Below are 15,615 nucleotides of genomic sequence, written 5' to 3' on the forward strand. Positions count from 1 at the left end.
GCGTTTACGTGCCCTTTTGTCTTTTGCGTGATGAGGAGATTGGACATGGACATGAGCGTCAAGTTGAACCTGTCTTATCCAGCAGCGGCGCCGCAGAGCGCGCCTGCCCCTGTGAATAACGACCTGCACAAGACGAAGGTCGACCCCACGGTTGCCGCGGTTCAAACCCAGCAAGACTCGAAACCGTCCGACCTCGAACAGGCCGTCACGGATATTCGCAAATTCGTTCAGGCTGCCCAGCGCAACCTGGAATTTTCCATTGATGACTCCACCCATCAGGTGGTGGTCAAGGTCATTGCGACCGACAGCGGCGAGGTGATCCGTCAGATTCCTTCGGAAACCGCATTGAAACTCGCACAAAGCCTTCACGACGCCAGCAACGTGTTGTTTGACGCCAAAGTCTGAGCTGGCATGAATTTTGTTGCTGTAGCTGCTTTAGGCGTCGTCCGTCAATAAAGCGCCAGCCCCGGATCAGGAGAAGAATCATGGGTGATATATCAGTTAGCGGCCCCGTTACGGGCATTGATACCCAGCAGATCGTGACGGCATTGGTGAACGCGGAACAAGCGCCGAAGCAGTCGCAGATCAACAAGCAGTCGCAAACGTCGACTGCCCAGTTGTCCTCGATCGGCAAGATTCAAGCCGCGCTGGATGCCTTCCGTGGTGCCATGGACAATATGGCCAAGGACGCCAGTATCGGCGGCCTGGCGGCGACGACGTCGGATGCCAACGTGTCTACCGTTACCTTGGGTGCCGGTGCCTCCGCGGGCAGCTACCAGCTTATAGTCAACCAGTTGGCGACCGCCTCGAAGGTGGCTACTCAGAACTACCCCACAGGCGCGAAAACCGTCGTCAATACCGGCACCACCGCGACGACTCTGGAAATTTCCCAGTCGGGGCAGAGCTACGGAGTCAGTGTTCCGCCTGGTGCGACGCTGCAACAAGTGCGCGACTCGATCAATGCGCAATACAGCAGTGCGGGTCTGAGTGCCAACATCCTGACTGACGCCACCGGTTCTCGCCTGGTCATGACCTCGACCAATACCGGCGCCGGTACGGACATTACCCTTGGCGGTAACTCCGGCCTGGAGGCAGGTAGTTCAGTCGTCGGCACCGCCCCGCAGAATGCGAAGTACACGATCGACGGCACTGCTCAGGAATCCAAGAGTAATACCCTGACCGATGCGATCAGTGGTGTGAGCATCAAGTTGACGGCGGTCTCGCCTCTGCCGGCCGGTGTCACTGGGGCGCTCCCTGACGGCGTGACGCGCGTGGCTTCGACCATCACGGTCGCCCGCAGCAACGACACCCTCAAAAGCTCGGTGAAGGGTTTTGTCGACACCTACAACGCTTTAATGACGGCCATGAACACCGAGACTGCGGTGACCAACAACCCGGACGGTACCACCACGCGTGCTGCGCTGACAGGTGATGCCACCATACGCTCGCTGCAGACGGCTTTGCGTAGCGAGCTGAACGCATTGACGGGCACAGGCGCGTTGAAGTCCCTGGCCCAGTTCGGAGTGAACACTGACTCGGGCACCGGCAAGTTGAGTATTGACGACAAGGTGTTCGGGGCGGCCATCTTGACCAACCCTACCGATATCGGCGGTATTTTCAACGGTGACACCGGCCTGTTGGCGCGCATGAAAACCGCGACCGACAGCTATGCGCTGAGCAACACCGGTGTGCTGGCCACGCGTTCGTCGACGCTGTCGGCCAACATCAAGGACCTGCAAAACCAGCAGGACACCCTGACCGCGCGCATGGCCGCCCTCAAAACAAGCCTGACCGCCAAGTACACAACCATGAACAACCTGGTCGCCCAGCTCACCAGCCAGCGCTCCAGTGTGATGAGCACGCTTAACGCGCTGAACAAGTCCAATTCGGACAGTTGATCCGTGTTGCTGCCGCCCGGTGATCCTGCGCCGGGCACGGCCTTCAACGGATCGTCGGGTTAAAGTTTTTTGTCATCGCGTCGACATATTAGTCAGAGCCCATCCTAATTTAGCTGTTGCCTGTCACGAGGTAGAAACATGAATCCCATGAGAGCCCTTCGCCAATACCAGAAGGTCAATTCCCATGCCCAGATCTCCGAAGCCAGCCCACACCGTCTGGTGCAGATGCTGATGGAAGGCGCGCTGGACCGCATGGCTCAGGCCAAGGGCGCCATGGCTCGTGGTGATATCGCGCAGAAGGGTTTGCTGCTGGGCAAGGCGATCGACATCCTGATCGGCTTGCGTGACGGCCTGAACCCGGAAAAAACCGAAGACCCGGCCGCGTTGCAGCAACTCGATAACCTGTATGCCTACATGACCACGCGCCTGCTTGAAGCCAACAGCAAGAGCGATGTCAGCATGATCGACGAAGTAGCCGGCCTGATGATTACGCTCAAGGAAGGCTGGGACGGTATTGCAACACTGTAGGCCTTTGGCCTGAGGATGATGTCATGAGCCACGCCCTGCAACGGATTGACGAGACCCGCGAAGCCTTGGTCGACGCATTGGCGCAACGTAACTGGGACGCCATTGGCGAACTGGACATGGGGTGCCGCGCGGTCATCGACGAGGCGCTCAATAACGCGCCGTTGGACGAGGACGCGCTGCGCGAGAAGCTGGAGAGTTTGCTGGCGGTGTATCAGCAGTTGCTGGAGGTGACGACCGGCGAACGCCAGGCGATTTTCGAAGAGATGTCGCAGATCAACCGCGCGCAAAGTGCGTCAAAGGTTTACCATCTGTTCGGCTGAACTGGCTCAGTTAATCCGAACGGCGCGTCATATATTTGACTGTGCTCGCATTTTTGACTTAACTAGTGCTGTTTTCAGATTTCAGACGTCAGTAAGGTAAGAAGTCTTACAGGCGTCTCGATTGCCCTCACTCTGGGGCAGGAAGTTTTACTAGGGAAGTTGCTATTGCATGTGGCGTGAAACCAAAATTCTGCTGATTGATGACGATAGCGTCCGCCGCCGCGATTTAGCGGTGATTTTAAATTTTCTCGGTGAAGAAAATTTGCCCTGCGGCAGCCACGACTGGCAGCAGGCGGTCAGCTCTTTGTCATCGAGCCGTGAAGTCATTTGTGTGCTGATCGGGACGGTAAACGCTCCTGGCGCCGTTTTGGGCCTGTTAAAGACACTGTCGACCTGGGATGAGTTCCTTCCGGTGTTACTAATGGGCGATATTTCTTCCGTGGACCTGCCGGAAGACCAGCGCCGCCGCGTGCTTTCCACCCTGGAAATGCCGCCCAGCTACAGCAAATTGCTTGATTCGCTGCACCGTGCCCAGGTCTATCGCGAGATGTACGACCAGGCCCGCGAGCGCGGCCGTCACCGTGAACCCAACCTGTTCCGCAGCCTCGTCGGCACCAGCCGTGCGATCCAGCACGTGCGCCAGATGATGCAGCAAGTCGCCGACACCGACGCCAGCGTGCTGATTCTTGGCGAATCCGGCACCGGCAAGGAAGTGGTCGCCCGCAACCTGCACTATCACTCCAAGCGCCGCGACGGGCCATTCGTGCCGGTCAACTGCGGGGCGATCCCGGCAGAGCTGCTCGAAAGCGAACTGTTCGGCCACGAGAAGGGCGCCTTTACCGGGGCGATCACCAGCCGTGCCGGGCGTTTTGAGCTGGCCAACGGCGGCACCTTGTTCCTCGACGAAATCGGCGACATGCCGCTGCCGATGCAGGTCAAGCTGCTGCGCGTATTGCAGGAGCGCACCTTCGAGCGCGTGGGCAGCAACAAGACCCAGAGCGTCGACGTGCGCATCATCGCCGCCACCCACAAGAACCTCGAAAGCATGATCGAGGTCGGCAGCTTCCGCGAAGACCTGTACTACCGCCTCAACGTATTCCCTATCGAGATGGCCCCGCTGCGCGAGCGCGTGGAAGACATCCCGTTGCTGATGAACGAGTTGATCTCGCGCATGGAGCACGAAAAGCGCGGTTCGATTCGCTTTAACTCCGCGGCGATCATGTCGCTGTGCCGCCACGGCTGGCCGGGCAACGTACGTGAGCTGGCCAACCTAGTGGAGCGCATGGCGATCATGCACCCCTACGGTGTGATCGGCGTGGTCGAGTTGCCGAAGAAATTCCGTTACGTCGACGACGAAGACGAGCAACTGGTCGACAGCCTGCGCACCGACCTCGAAGAGCGCGTGGCCATCAACGGCCACACGCCGGACTTCGGTTCCACCGCCATGCTGCCGCCTGAAGGCCTGGACTTGAAGGACTACCTCGGTAGCCTCGAACAAGGCCTGATCCAGCAGGCGCTCGACGATGCCAACGGCATTGTTGCCCGCGCCGCCGAACGCCTGCGCATCCGTCGAACCACCCTGGTGGAGAAGATGCGCAAGTACGGTATGAGCCGCCGGGAAGGTGATGAACAGGCGGATGATTGACGCCTGTTTTTTAAACTACTGAAATATCAGTAGTTTTTTTTCGGCACGGGTATTGCTACAGCCCTCGCAACGTTCCGTTTAACTGACGGTCAGCCAAGCGAGAGAGCATGATGCCCCACGCCGCCCAACATTCTTTGGTCCCTGATGCTCAGGGGCCTGTCCCGACCGTCGAGCAGCTCAGCCGACATGGCCTGGAACAGGCGTTTTCGCTGTTCAACCAGATGTCGAGCCAACTGACTGACTCTTACAGTTTGCTGGAGGCGCGGGTTTCCGAGCTTAAAGGCGAACTGGCGGTGGTCAGCGCGCAGCGTATGCAAGAGCTGGCCGAGAAAGAGCGCCTGGCCAACCGTCTGCAAAACCTGCTGTCGCTGTTGCCCGGTGGCGTGATCGTCATTGATGACCAGGGCCGTGTGCGCGAAGCCAACCCGGCTGCCGTCGACATGCTCGGCCTGCCGCTGGAAGGCGAGTTGTGGCGCGAAGTCATCGCCCGTTGCTTCGCCCCGCGTGAAGACGACGGCCACGAAATCTCCCTCAAGGACGGTCGTCGCCTGTCCATCGCCACCCGTTCCCTGGACGCCGAGCCCGGCCAGTTGGTGTTGCTCAACGACCTGACAGAAACCCGTCACCTGCAAGACCAGTTGGCGCGCCATGAGCGCTTGTCGTCATTGGGGCGGATGGTCGCTTCTTTGGCGCATCAGATCCGCACGCCGCTGTCGGCGGCGTTGATCTACGCCAGTCATTTGACTGATGAGCAATTGCCGGCCGCCACCCACCAACGTTTTGCTGGCCGCCTCAAAGAGCGCTTGCATGAGTTGGAGCACCAGGTGCGCGACATGCTGGTGTTCGCCCGCGGCGAATTGCCGCTGACCGACCGCGTTACGCCCGCTGTGTTGATGCAGTCGCTGCAAGCGGCGGCCGCCACCCATATCCAGGACGCTAATGTACGCTGGCAGTGCGACAGCCATCAGGGAGAGTTGCTGTGCAACCGCGACACCCTGGTCGGCGCCTTGCTCAACCTGATCGAAAACGCCACCCAGGCCAGTGGCCCTGGTGCGCGGCTCAAGGTGCACCTGTACCGCCGCGAGCAAACCCTGCGCCTGTGTATCAGCGACAGCGGCAGCGGCATCGAGCCAGTGGTGCTGCAACGTCTGGGCGAACCATTTTTTACCACCAAGACCAACGGCACCGGCCTCGGGCTGACCGTGGTCAAGGCGGTGGCACGTGCGCATCAGGGAGAATTGCAGCTGCACTCCCGGTTGGGGCGTGGCACCTGTGCATTGATGACCTTGCCGTTGTTTTCCAGCACGGCAAGCGCGGAGTAAAAGGACTATGGCTATCAAGGTTTTATTGGTCGAAGACGATCGCGCCCTGCGTGAAGCATTGGCTGACACGCTGCTGTTGGCGGGCCATGACTACCGGGCGGTCGGTTCTGCCGAGGAAGCCTTGGAGGCGGTCGATCAGGAGTCTTTCAGCCTGGTGGTCAGTGACGTCAACATGCCCGGCATGGACGGCCACCAGTTGCTCGGCCTGCTGCGCGCGCGCCAGCCGCAGTTGCCGGTGTTGCTGATGACCGCCCATGGCGCCGTGGAGCGGGCGGTGGACGCCATGCGCCAGGGCGCGGCGGATTACCTGGTCAAACCCTTTGAGCCCAAAGCCCTGATCGAGTTGGTTGCCCGGCATGCACTCGGCGTGGTTTCGAATGCCGAAGGTGAAGGCCCGATTGCCTTCGAACCGGCCAGCGCACAGTTGCTGGAACTGGCAGCGCGTGTGGCGCGTAGCGATTCCACCGTGCTGATCTCCGGCGAGTCCGGCACTGGTAAAGAAGTGCTGGCGCGCTATATCCACCAGCAATCGAGCCGCGCCAAACAACCGTTCATTGCGATCAACTGCGCCGCCATCCCCGACAACATGCTTGAAGCCACCTTGTTCGGCCATGAAAAAGGTTCGTTCACCGGCGCCATCGCGGCCCAGGCAGGCAAGTTCGAACAGGCCGACGGCGGCACCATTCTGCTCGACGAAATCTCGGAAATGCCCCTGGGCCTGCAAGCCAAGCTGCTGCGAGTGTTGCAGGAGCGTGAGGTGGAACGCGTCGGCGCGCGCAAGCCGATCCAGCTGGATATCCGCGTGGTTGCCACCACCAACCGCGACTTGGTGGGCGAAGTGGCGGCGGGGCGCTTCCGTGAAGACTTGTTCTACCGGCTCTCGGTGTTTCCGCTGGCCTGGCGCCCGTTGCGTGAACGCCCGGCGGATATCATCCCGCTGGCCGAGCGCCTGCTGAACAACCACGTCAAAAAAATGAAGCACGCCCAGGCGCGGTTGTCGGCTGAGGCCCAGGCTTGCCTGATCAGCTACCCATGGCCGGGCAATGTGCGCGAATTGGACAACGCCATCCAGCGTGCGCTGATTTTGCAGCAGGGCGGGTTGATCCAGCCGCAAGACTTCTGCCTGGCGATGGGCAGTGGCAGCGCGCCGTTGCCGAGCCTGGCGCCCGCACCCGTGGCGGCTGCCGAAACCGAGTCCGGCGGTGCCCTGGGCGACGACCTGCGTCGCCGCGAATTCCAGATGATCATCGACACCTTGCGTGCCGAGCGCGGCCGTCGCAAAGAGGCCGCTGAGCGCCTGGGCATCAGCCCGCGCACCCTGCGCTACAAGCTGGCGCAGATGCGCGACGCCGGGATGGACGTGGAAGCCTACCTTTTCGCCACGTGAAAAATTCTCGGGCTGACAGGGTTTGTCGCCTTTTCTTACGAATAGCCACGGAGCTGGCACCCTTGTTGCTACCACCCGTAGTAACCGCTGCGTAGTGTCAAAAAATTGCGGGTCGTCGGAGAGAGAAGGTCATGAGCCAGGGTATTGAGTTCAATCGGTTGATGTTGGATATGCGCTCCATGCAAATGGATGCCATGGCTCAACCGAAATCCGTCGCGCCAGCGCCGGAATTGGGCCAAAGCAGTTTTGCCGACATGCTCGGTCAGGCAATCAACAAAGTCAGCGACACCCAGCAAGCCTCCAATCAGTTGGCCACCGCCTTCGAGATCGGCAAGAGCGGCGTGGACCTCACCGATGTGATGGTCGCTTCGCAAAAGGCCAGCGTTTCCTTTCAAGCCTTGACCCAAGTGCGTAACAAGCTGGTTCAGGCTTATCAAGACATCATGCAGATGCCGGTTTAAGGACGAGATTTAAGTCATGGCAGAAGCAGTCTCCGACAACGTACCCGCCAAGGCAGACGGCAAGCCGCCGCTGTTTGGCCTGTCGTTCCTGGAAAACCTCTCGGAAATGACCATGCTGCGGCAGGTGGGCCTGATGGTCGGCCTGGCTGCCAGCGTGGCGATTGGTTTTGCCGTGGTGTTGTGGTCGCAACAACCCGATTATCGCCCGCTGTACGGCAGCCTGGCCGGCATGGATTCCAAGCAGATCATGGAAACCCTGGCCGCCGCCGACATCGCCTACACCGTGGAGCCCAACTCCGGCGCCTTGTTGGTCAAGGCCGATGACGTGGCCCGTGCGCGCATGAAGCTGGCTGCGGCCGGTGTAACGCCGTCCGACAGCAATATCGGTTTTGAAATCCTCGACAAGGACCAGGGCCTGGGCACCAGCCAGTTCATGGAGGCCACCCGTTATCGGCGTGGTCTGGAAGGCGAACTGGCGCGCACCATCAGCAGCCTGAACAACGTCAAGGGCGCCCGTGTGCACCTGGCGATCCCGAAAAGCTCGGTGTTCGTGCGTGACGAACGCAAGCCCAGTGCTTCGGTGTTGGTCGAACTGTTTTCCGGCCGCTCCCTGGAGCCTGGCCAGGTACTGGCGATCATCAACCTGGTGGCCACCAGCGTTCCCGAATTGAGCAAGTCGCAAATCACTGTGGTCGACCAGAAGGGCAACCTGCTGTCCGACCAGGCCGAGAACTCCGCGCTGACCCAGGCCGGCAAACAGTTCGACTACAGCCGCCGCATGGAAAGCATGCTGACCCAGCGCGTGCACAACATCCTGCAACCGGTGCTTGGCAACGACCGCTACAAGGCTGAAGTGTCCGCCGACGTGGATTTCAGTGCGGTCGAGTCGACCTCCGAGCAATTCAACCCGGACCAGCCGGCGCTGCGCAGCGAGCAGTCCACCAGCGAACAGCGCACCGCCAGCAATGGCCCGCAAGGTGTGCCAGGTGCCCTGAGCAACCAGCCACCGGCCCCGGCGACTGCGCCGCAAACCACCGGTGGCGCGGCCGCTACGGCTGGCGCGATCCAGCCGGGCCAGCCGCTGTTGGACGCCAACGGCCAGCAGATCATGGACCCGGCCACCGGCCAGCCAATGCTCGCACCGTACCCGGCGGACAAGCGTAACCAGTCGACCAAGAACTTCGAACTCGACCGTTCCATCAGCCACACCAGGCAGCAGCAGGGCAAGATCAATCGCCTGTCGGTGTCGGTGGTGGTCGATGATCAGGTCAAGGTCAACCCGGCTGACGGTGCCGTCACCCGTGCGCCGTGGAGCACCGATGAATTGGCCCGTTTCACGCGCCTGGTGCAGGACGCCGTCGGTTTCGACGCCAGCCGTGGAGACAGCGTCAGCGTGATCAACATGCCGTTCTCCGCCGAGCGCGCCGAAGTGATCGCCGACCCGGCGTTCTACACGCAGCCGTGGTTCTGGGACATCGTTAAACAAGTGCTGGGTGTGTTGTTCATTCTGGTGCTGGTGTTCGGCGTGCTGCGTCCGGTGCTCAACAACATCACCGGCAACGGCAAGAAACAGCTGGCCTTGGCCGGTGGCGATGTTGAGTTGGGTGGCATGGGCGGCCTGGACGGCGAACTGGCCAACGACCGCGTCAGCCTCGGCGGCCCGCAAAGCATTCTGTTGCCAAGCCCGAGCGAAGGCTATGACGCGCAGCTGAATGCAATCAAGAGTCTGGTAGCAGAAGACCCGGGCCGTGTGGCTCAGGTCGTGAAAGAGTGGATCAACGCAGATGAGTGATAATCGAGCCGCTGTTGCCAAGCTCACCAAGGTCGACAAAGCCGCAGTCCTGCTGCTGTCCCTGGGTGAAACCGACGCCGCCCAAGTGCTGCGCCACATGGGGCCTAAAGAGGTCCAGCGGGTGGGCGTGGCCATGGCGCAGATGCGCAATGTGCACCGCGAGCAAGTCGAGCAGGTGATGAGCGAGTTCGTCGAGATCGTCGGCGACCAGACCAGCCTGGGCGTCGGCTCCGACAGCTATATCCGCAAGATGCTCACCTCGGCACTGGGCGAAGACAAGGCCAACGGCCTGATCGACCGCATCCTGTTGGGCGGCAACACCAGTGGCCTGGACAGCCTCAAGTGGATGGAACCGCGCGCAGTGGCCGACGTGATCCGCTACGAGCACCCGCAGATCCAGGCGATCGTCGTCGCTTACCTCGACCCGGACCAGGCCGGTGAAGTGCTCGGGCACTTCGACCATAAAGTGCGCCTGGACATCATCCTGCGCGTGTCGTCACTGAACACCGTGCAGCCGGCGGCGCTCAAAGAACTCAACACGATTCTGGAGAAGCAGTTCTCCGGCAACTCGAATGCTTCGCGCACCACCTTGGGCGGCATCAAGCGTGCGGCCGACATCATGAACTTCCTCGACAGCTCGGTCGAAGGCCAGTTGATGGACTCGATCCGCGAGATCGACGACACCCTGTCCGGCCAGATCGAAGACCTCATGTTCGTGTTCAACAACCTCTCCGATGTCGACGACCGTGGCATCCAGGCGTTGCTGCGCGAAGTCTCCTCTGACGTGCTGGTGCTGGCCCTCAAAGGCTCGGACGAAAACGTCAAAGAGAAGATCTTCAAGAACATGTCCAAGCGTGCTTCCGAATTGTTGCGCGACGACCTTGAAGCCAAAGGCCCGGTGCGCGTCAGCGACGTCGAAACCGCGCAGAAAGAAATCCTCACCATTGCCCGCCGTATGGCCGAAGCCGGAGAAATCGTTCTCGGCGGGAAGGGCGGCGAAGAAATGATCTAAGGCGCGTCCCATGTCGAACAAAGATGAGACGCCCAGCGATCTGATTCGCGCACGGGATGTCGGCGGGTTCGACATCTGGTCGCTGCCCAGCTTCGATCCACATGTGCCGGAACCTGAGCCCGAGCCGGTGGTTGAAACGCCGGTAGAGATGGAAGAAGTGCCGCTGGATGAAGTCCAGCCACTGACCCTTGAAGAGTTGGAGGCCATCCGCCAGGAGGCCTACAACGAAGGCTTTGCCGCCGGCGAAAAAGACGGTTTTCGCAGCACCACCCTCAAGGTGCGCCAGGAAGCCGAAGAGGCGCTCAGCGTCAAACTCGCCAGCCTGGAACGGCTGATGGGCACGCTGTTCGACCCGATTGCCGAGCAGGATTCGCAGATCGAAAAAGCCATGGTCGGCCTGGTCGAGCACATCGCCCGCCAAGTCATCCAGCGCGAATTGGTGCTCGATTCCAGCCATATCGAAAGCGTCATGCGCGAAGCCCTCAAGCTGCTGCCGTTGGGCGTGGGCAATGTGCGCCTGTACATCAACCCGCAGGATTTCGAACAGGTCAAAGCCCTGCGCGAGCGCCATGAAGAAACCTGGCGCATCGTCGAAGACGCCAGCCTGCAGCCCGGCGGTTGCCGCGTCGAGACCGAACACAGCCGCATCGATGCCACGGTCGAAACCCGCATCAGCCAGATCATGGCCAAGCTGTTGGATCAGGTGCATGAGCAGGTGTTGAACCCCGCCGAACCTGACCTGAGCGTTGATCTGGACGCCCCCGATGCGCCTTGATCGCACCAGCTTCGCCAAGCGCCTGGGTGGCTACGCCGAGGCCACGGAGTTGCCCGGCCAGCCGATCCTCGAAGGGCGCCTGCTGCGCATGGTCGGCCTGACCCTCGAAGCCGAAGGCCTGCGCGCCGCCATGGGCAGCCGCTGCCTGGTGATCAACGACGACAGCTACCACCCGGTGCAGGTCGAAGCCGAGGTGATGGGCTTTTCCGGCAGCAAGATTTTCCTGATGCCGGTCGGCAGCCTGGCGGGCATCGCCCCTGGCGCCCGCGTGGTGCCGTTGGCCGACACCGGCCGCCTGCCGATGGGCATGAGCATGCTCGGCCGTGTGCTCGATGGCGCCGGCCGCGCACTCGACGGCAAGGGCGGCATGAAGGCCGAAGACTGGGTGCCGATGGACGGCCCGACCATTAACCCGCTCAACCGCAACCCCATCAGCGTGCCGCTGGACGTGGGCATTCGCAGCATCAACGGTTTATTGACGGTCGGTCGCGGCCAGCGTCTGGGCCTGTTTGCCGGTACGGGCGTGGGTAAGTCGGTGTTGCTGGGCATGATGACGCGTTTTACCGAGGCCGACATTATCGTGGTCGGGCTGATCGGCGAGCGCGGCCGTGAAGTGAAAGAGTTCATCGAGCACAGCCTCGGTGAAGAAGGCCTGAAGCGCTCGGTGGTGGTCGCGTCGCCTGCGGACGATGCGCCGCTGATGCGCCTGCGTGCCGCCATGTACTGCACGCGCATCGCCGAATATTTTCGCGACAAGGGCAAGAATGTTCTGTTGCTGATGGACTCGCTCACGCGTTTTGCCCAGGCCCAGCGGGAAATCGCCTTGGCCATCGGCGAACCGCCGGCCACCAAAGGTTACCCGCCGTCGGTGTTCGCCAAGCTGCCTAAGCTGGTGGAGCGCGCCGGTAATGCCGAGGCTGGTGGCGGCTCAATCACCGCGTTTTACACGGTGTTGTCCGAAGGCGATGACCAGCAAGACCCGATTGCCGACTCGGCGCGGGGCGTGCTCGACGGCCATATCGTGCTGTCGCGGCGGTTGGCCGAGGAAGGGCACTACCCGGCCATCGACATCGAGGCCTCGATCAGCCGGGTGATGCCGGCGGTGGTCACGCCCGAGCACATGGCGCGTGCGCAGCATTTCAAACAACTGTGGTCGCGCTACCAGCAGAGCCGCGACCTGATCAGCGTCGGCGCCTACGTGGCCGGTGGTGATCGCGAAACCGACCTGGCCATCGCGCTGCAACCGCAACTGGTGAGCTACCTGCGTCAAGGCCTCAACGACAAGATCAGCATGGGTGAAAGCGAAGCCCACCTGGGCTCGATCTTCGCCCCGGCGCCGGGCGGTTAAGTCATGGCCAGCACCCGCTCTTCCCGCCTGGCCCCAGTGGTGGATATGGCCGAAAAGGCCGAAAAAACCGCCGTGCAACGCCTGGGGTATTTCCAGGGCCAGGTGCGCCTGGCGGAGAGCAAGCTGGGCGACCTGGAGCGCTTTCGCGGTGAATACCAGCAGCAGTGGATCGAGCGCGGCAGCAAGGGCGTCTCCGGCCAGTGGCTGATGGGCTACCAGGGCTTTCTCAACCAGCTTGAGACGGCTGTGGGCCAGCAGCGCCAGAGCCTGGCCTGGCATCAGAACAATCTCGATAGGGCTCGTGAGGCTTGGCAAGCGGCGTTCGCTCGGGTCGAAGGCTTGCGCAAGCTGGTGCAGCGTTATATCGACGAAGCGCGGGCCATCGAAGACAAGCGCGAGCAAAAGCTGCTCGATGAGTTATCCCAGCGACTTCCCCGCCAGTCACAGTACTAACAGTTTCCACTTGCCTACTGTGGGAGCCGGGCTGTGTGGGTGCCGGGCTTGTGTGGGAGCTGGCTTGCCTGCGATAGCATCACCGCTGTATCACTGATACACCTCGTCGCCTGCATCGCAGGCAAGCCAGCTCCCACACAAGCCAGCTCCCACGTTTGAGTATCAGTGTTGCTCACATCTCTATCAGCTGCTAAACCTTGTTGCACATTGCCAATGACAAGGAAGCAGTCACATGTCAGTCGAGTCAGAAGTATCCCTGGATGGGACGAAGTTGACGATCACGGTCAAGGGGCGGTTCGATTTCGGTAGCCACCAAGCCTTTCGTGATGCCTACGAGCGGTTCTACAAAGTGCCCGAGATCTACGTGGTGGACCTGAAGGAAACCACCTACATGGACAGCTCGGCCCTGGGCATGCTCCTGCTGTTGCGTGACCATGCCGGTGGCGATAACGCCGAAGTGCAGGTGATCAACAGCAACTCTGATGTGCGCAAGATCCTCGCCATCTCCAACTTCGACAAACTGTTTGATCTCAGTTGAGCACCCTGGCCCCGGTCCTCGAGCCGCTGACGATCCTGATCGCCGAAGACAGCGCCGCCGATTTGCTGTTGCTGTCGACCATCATCCGGCGTCAGGGCCATCAGGTGCTCACCGCCACCCACGGCGCGCAAGCGGTCGAGGTATTTACCCGCGAGCGGCCGCAGTTGGTGTTGATGGACGCCCTTATGCCGGTGATGGACGGCTTTGAGGCGGCGCGGCAGATCAAGCAGTTGGCGGGCGAGGCGCTGGTGCCGATCATCTTTCTCACCTCGCTGCGCGAAAGCGAAGCCCTGGCCCAGTGCCTGGATGCCGGCGGTGATGACTTCCTGCCCAAGCCTTACAACCCGCTGATCCTGGCCGCCAAGATCAATGCCATGGACCGCTTGCGGCGCCTGCAGGCCACGGTGCTGCGCCAGCGTGACCAGATCGCCCGGCACCACGATTACCTGTTGCATGAGCAACGCGCGGCCAAGGCGGTGTTCGACAAGGTGGCGCATTCGGGTTGCATCAACGCGGCGCCGAACATTCGTTACTTGCAATCGCCCTATGCGCTGTTCAACGGCGACCTGTTGCTGGCGGCGTACACGCCCTCCGGCGACATGCATGTGCTGCTCGGTGATTTTACCGGCCATGGCCTGCCGGCCGCCGTGGGCGCCATGCCGCTGGCGGAGGTGTTCTATGGCATGACCGCCAAGGGCTACGGCCTGGCGCAGACCCTGCGTGAGATGAATGCCAAGCTCAAGCGCATCCTGCCGGTGGACATGTTCTGCTGCGCCACGCTGGTGTGCCTGAGTACCCAGCGGCGCGTAGTCGAGGTATGGAACGGCGGCATGCCCGACGGCTATGTGCATGAGATAGCCACGGGCAAGCGCACGCCGTTGGTATCACGGCACCTGCCGCTGGGCGTGCTGTCGGCACAGGCGTTTGATGACAGCACCGAAGTCTGGCCCATGGCCCTGGGCGACCGGGTGTTCTTGTTGTCCGATGGGGTGTTGGATACCGCCAACGCCAATGACCAGTTGTTTGGTGCGGCGCGCTTGCAGCAGGTATTTGCCAGCAACCGCAAGCCCGACCGTCTGTTCGAAGACATTGAGCAGGCGCTGGCGGCGTTTCGGGGTGAAGCGCGTGATGATGTCAGCATGGTCGAGATCATCTTGCAGCCTGGCCAGCCGTCGCGGGCGGCTGAGCCGCTGTATGCCGACAGTGGCCAATCGTGCCCGCTGGATTGGTCGGTAAGTTTCGAGTTTCGTGCGCGCACGCTCAAAAGTTACAACCCGTTGCCGTACCTGCTGCAACTGTTGCTGGAGATTCATGGCCTGCGTGGGCAGAGCGGGGCGCTGTACAGTGTGATGGCCGAGTTGTATTCCAATGCACTGGAGCATGGCGTGCTGGGCCTGGATTCGCGGCTCAAGCGCGATGTCCAGGGGTTTGCCGAGTATTATCGTCAGCGCAACGAGCGCCTGGCGCAGTTGAGCAACGGTTATGTGCGTGTGCATGTGCAGGTGGTGCCGACTGCGCCGGGCGGCAAAATGACGCTGCGCATCGAGGACAGTGGGCCTGGGTTTGACGTCGAACAGGTGCTGGCGCGGCCGCTGGATATAGACCGTTTGTCTGGCCGGGGGCTGAGCCTGGTACGGCAACTGAGCAGCGATGTACGCTGGACCGATGGCGGGCGCAGTGTCTGCGTGGAGTTTTGCTGGGGGGCTCTGGCATAATCCGCCGATTCTTGATCAAGGAGCGAACAAGTGCTTGAGATTCATCTGGACCCTGATGTGTTGACGGGCCTGCAGGAAGTGATGGAAAGCGAGTATCCGAAATTGCTGGATACCTTTCTGGACGATTCGCAAAAGCGCATCGATGCGTTGCGCAAGTCGCGTGGTGACGCCAAGGCGTTGGGCCGGATTGCGCATAGCTTTAAAGGCAGCAGTGGCAACCTTGGGGCGGTGCGGTTGGCGCAATTGTGTCAGCGGCTGGAGGTGGAGTCCGTCGAGTTGTCGGCGGACCTTGGGGCACTGGTTGATCAGATTGATCATGAGTTTGCGTTGGTGCGGCCGCTGTATGAGTCGGAAAGGCAGCGCTTTCAGCTTTGAATTGAGTCGCCAGGCCGGTCTCGGCCAAATGTGGGAGCTGGCTTGC

The 15,615-nt window shown here is 61.3% G+C and carries 16 protein-coding genes; all 16 read left to right on the forward strand.

Features of this window, described 5'->3' with window-relative positions; translation table 11 throughout:
- The first annotated feature begins 45 nt into the window (after nucleotides 1-45).
- The 16 genes from P5706_RS09155 (at nucleotide 46) to P5706_RS09230 (ending at nucleotide 15,569) form a co-directional block, all read left to right on the forward strand.
- A complete protein-coding gene (locus P5706_RS09155) occupies nucleotides 46-405 on the forward strand; it encodes a flagellar protein FlaG (protein ID WP_285679045.1) in 360 nt (119 codons plus the stop codon).
- An 80-nt stretch (nucleotides 406-485) separates the two neighbouring features.
- On the forward strand, nucleotides 486-1,898 hold the full coding sequence (fliD, locus tag P5706_RS09160) for a flagellar filament capping protein FliD (RefSeq protein WP_285679046.1): 1,413 nt from the start codon (nucleotides 486-488) through the stop codon (nucleotides 1,896-1,898).
- A gap of 138 nt (nucleotides 1,899-2,036) precedes the next feature.
- Nucleotides 2,037-2,426, forward strand: a complete 390-nt coding sequence (gene fliS / locus P5706_RS09165) for a flagellar export chaperone FliS (protein WP_200433509.1) — start codon at nucleotides 2,037-2,039, stop codon at nucleotides 2,424-2,426.
- Between the two features lie 23 nt (nucleotides 2,427-2,449).
- Nucleotides 2,450-2,746 carry a flagellar protein FliT gene (gene fliT / locus P5706_RS09170; protein WP_285679047.1) on the forward strand — a complete coding sequence of 99 codons (297 nt, stop codon included), beginning with the start codon at nucleotides 2,450-2,452 and terminating at the stop codon, nucleotides 2,744-2,746.
- A gap of 169 nt (nucleotides 2,747-2,915) precedes the next feature.
- Nucleotides 2,916-4,391 carry a sigma-54 dependent transcriptional regulator gene (locus P5706_RS09175; RefSeq protein WP_064453465.1) on the forward strand — a complete coding sequence of 492 codons (1,476 nt, stop codon included), beginning with the start codon at nucleotides 2,916-2,918 and terminating at the stop codon, nucleotides 4,389-4,391.
- A 110-nt stretch (nucleotides 4,392-4,501) separates the two neighbouring features.
- Nucleotides 4,502-5,713 (forward strand): sensor histidine kinase, encoded by a 1,212-nt coding sequence (locus P5706_RS09180; RefSeq protein ID WP_285682688.1) that lies wholly within the window; start codon nucleotides 4,502-4,504, stop codon nucleotides 5,711-5,713.
- A gap of 7 nt (nucleotides 5,714-5,720) precedes the next feature.
- Nucleotides 5,721-7,100 (forward strand): sigma-54-dependent transcriptional regulator, encoded by a 1,380-nt coding sequence (locus P5706_RS09185; protein WP_285679048.1) that lies wholly within the window; start codon nucleotides 5,721-5,723, stop codon nucleotides 7,098-7,100.
- A 131-nt stretch (nucleotides 7,101-7,231) separates the two neighbouring features.
- On the forward strand, nucleotides 7,232-7,561 hold the full coding sequence (gene fliE, locus P5706_RS09190; protein ID WP_016972029.1) for a flagellar hook-basal body complex protein FliE: 330 nt from the start codon (nucleotides 7,232-7,234) through the stop codon (nucleotides 7,559-7,561).
- 16 nt (nucleotides 7,562-7,577) lie between these two features.
- A complete protein-coding gene (gene fliF / locus P5706_RS09195) occupies nucleotides 7,578-9,353 on the forward strand; it encodes a flagellar basal-body MS-ring/collar protein FliF (RefSeq protein ID WP_200433511.1) in 1,776 nt (591 codons plus the stop codon).
- Complete coding sequence (gene fliG / locus P5706_RS09200; protein WP_010208743.1) at nucleotides 9,346-10,365, forward strand: flagellar motor switch protein FliG; 1,020 nt, start codon at nucleotides 9,346-9,348, stop codon at nucleotides 10,363-10,365. Before fliF ends, fliG begins: the two co-directional genes overlap by 8 nt.
- A 10-nt stretch (nucleotides 10,366-10,375) precedes the next feature.
- A complete protein-coding gene (gene fliH / locus P5706_RS09205) occupies nucleotides 10,376-11,140 on the forward strand; it encodes a flagellar assembly protein FliH (protein WP_285679049.1) in 765 nt (254 codons plus the stop codon).
- Complete coding sequence (fliI, locus tag P5706_RS09210) at nucleotides 11,130-12,488, forward strand: flagellar protein export ATPase FliI (RefSeq protein ID WP_017134940.1); 1,359 nt, start codon at nucleotides 11,130-11,132, stop codon at nucleotides 12,486-12,488. The genes fliH and fliI overlap by 11 nt, the downstream gene beginning before the upstream one ends.
- 3 nt (nucleotides 12,489-12,491) lie before the next feature.
- Nucleotides 12,492-12,941, forward strand: a complete 450-nt coding sequence (gene fliJ, locus P5706_RS09215; protein ID WP_285679050.1) for a flagellar export protein FliJ — start codon at nucleotides 12,492-12,494, stop codon at nucleotides 12,939-12,941.
- Nucleotides 12,942-13,173: 232 nt separating this feature from the next.
- Complete coding sequence (locus P5706_RS09220) at nucleotides 13,174-13,479, forward strand: STAS domain-containing protein (RefSeq protein WP_200433513.1); 306 nt, start codon at nucleotides 13,174-13,176, stop codon at nucleotides 13,477-13,479.
- Complete coding sequence (locus tag P5706_RS09225) at nucleotides 13,476-15,194, forward strand: ATP-binding SpoIIE family protein phosphatase (RefSeq protein ID WP_200433514.1); 1,719 nt, start codon at nucleotides 13,476-13,478, stop codon at nucleotides 15,192-15,194. Before P5706_RS09220 ends, P5706_RS09225 begins: the two co-directional genes overlap by 4 nt.
- Before the next feature lie 30 nt (nucleotides 15,195-15,224).
- Nucleotides 15,225-15,569 (forward strand): Hpt domain-containing protein, encoded by a 345-nt coding sequence (locus tag P5706_RS09230; protein ID WP_099548879.1) that lies wholly within the window; start codon nucleotides 15,225-15,227, stop codon nucleotides 15,567-15,569.
- Nucleotides 15,570-15,615 lie beyond the last annotated feature (46 nt).

It is taken from the genome of Pseudomonas sp. ChxA (assembly GCF_030263855.1).
Classification (GTDB): domain Bacteria; phylum Pseudomonadota; class Gammaproteobacteria; order Pseudomonadales; family Pseudomonadaceae; genus Aquipseudomonas; species Aquipseudomonas fluorescens_CB.

Bases quoted from the DNA above. Each gene is read 5' to 3' on its own strand.
- P5706_RS09220 (WP_200433513.1), top strand. From the start codon at position 13,174: ATGTCAGTCGAGTCAGAAGTATCCCTGGATGGGACGAAGTTGACGATC.
- P5706_RS09185 (WP_285679048.1), top strand. From the start codon at position 5,721: ATGGCTATCAAGGTTTTATTGGTCGAAGACGATCGCGCCCTGCGTGAA.
- P5706_RS09175 (WP_064453465.1), top strand. From the start codon at position 2,916: ATGTGGCGTGAAACCAAAATTCTGCTGATTGATGACGATAGCGTCCGC.
- fliI (WP_017134940.1), top strand. From the start codon at position 11,130: ATGCGCCTTGATCGCACCAGCTTCGCCAAGCGCCTGGGTGGCTACGCC.
- fliT (WP_285679047.1), top strand. From the start codon at position 2,450: ATGAGCCACGCCCTGCAACGGATTGACGAGACCCGCGAAGCCTTGGTC.
- P5706_RS09155 (WP_285679045.1), top strand. From the start codon at position 46: ATGGACATGAGCGTCAAGTTGAACCTGTCTTATCCAGCAGCGGCGCCG.
- fliS (WP_200433509.1), top strand. From the start codon at position 2,037: ATGAATCCCATGAGAGCCCTTCGCCAATACCAGAAGGTCAATTCCCAT.
- fliD (WP_285679046.1), top strand. From the start codon at position 486: ATGGGTGATATATCAGTTAGCGGCCCCGTTACGGGCATTGATACCCAG.
- fliF (WP_200433511.1), top strand. From the start codon at position 7,578: ATGGCAGAAGCAGTCTCCGACAACGTACCCGCCAAGGCAGACGGCAAG.
- fliG (WP_010208743.1), top strand. From the start codon at position 9,346: ATGAGTGATAATCGAGCCGCTGTTGCCAAGCTCACCAAGGTCGACAAA.
- fliE (WP_016972029.1), top strand. From the start codon at position 7,232: ATGAGCCAGGGTATTGAGTTCAATCGGTTGATGTTGGATATGCGCTCC.
- P5706_RS09180 (WP_285682688.1), top strand. From the start codon at position 4,502: ATGCCCCACGCCGCCCAACATTCTTTGGTCCCTGATGCTCAGGGGCCT.
- fliJ (WP_285679050.1), top strand. From the start codon at position 12,492: ATGGCCAGCACCCGCTCTTCCCGCCTGGCCCCAGTGGTGGATATGGCC.
- fliH (WP_285679049.1), top strand. From the start codon at position 10,376: ATGTCGAACAAAGATGAGACGCCCAGCGATCTGATTCGCGCACGGGAT.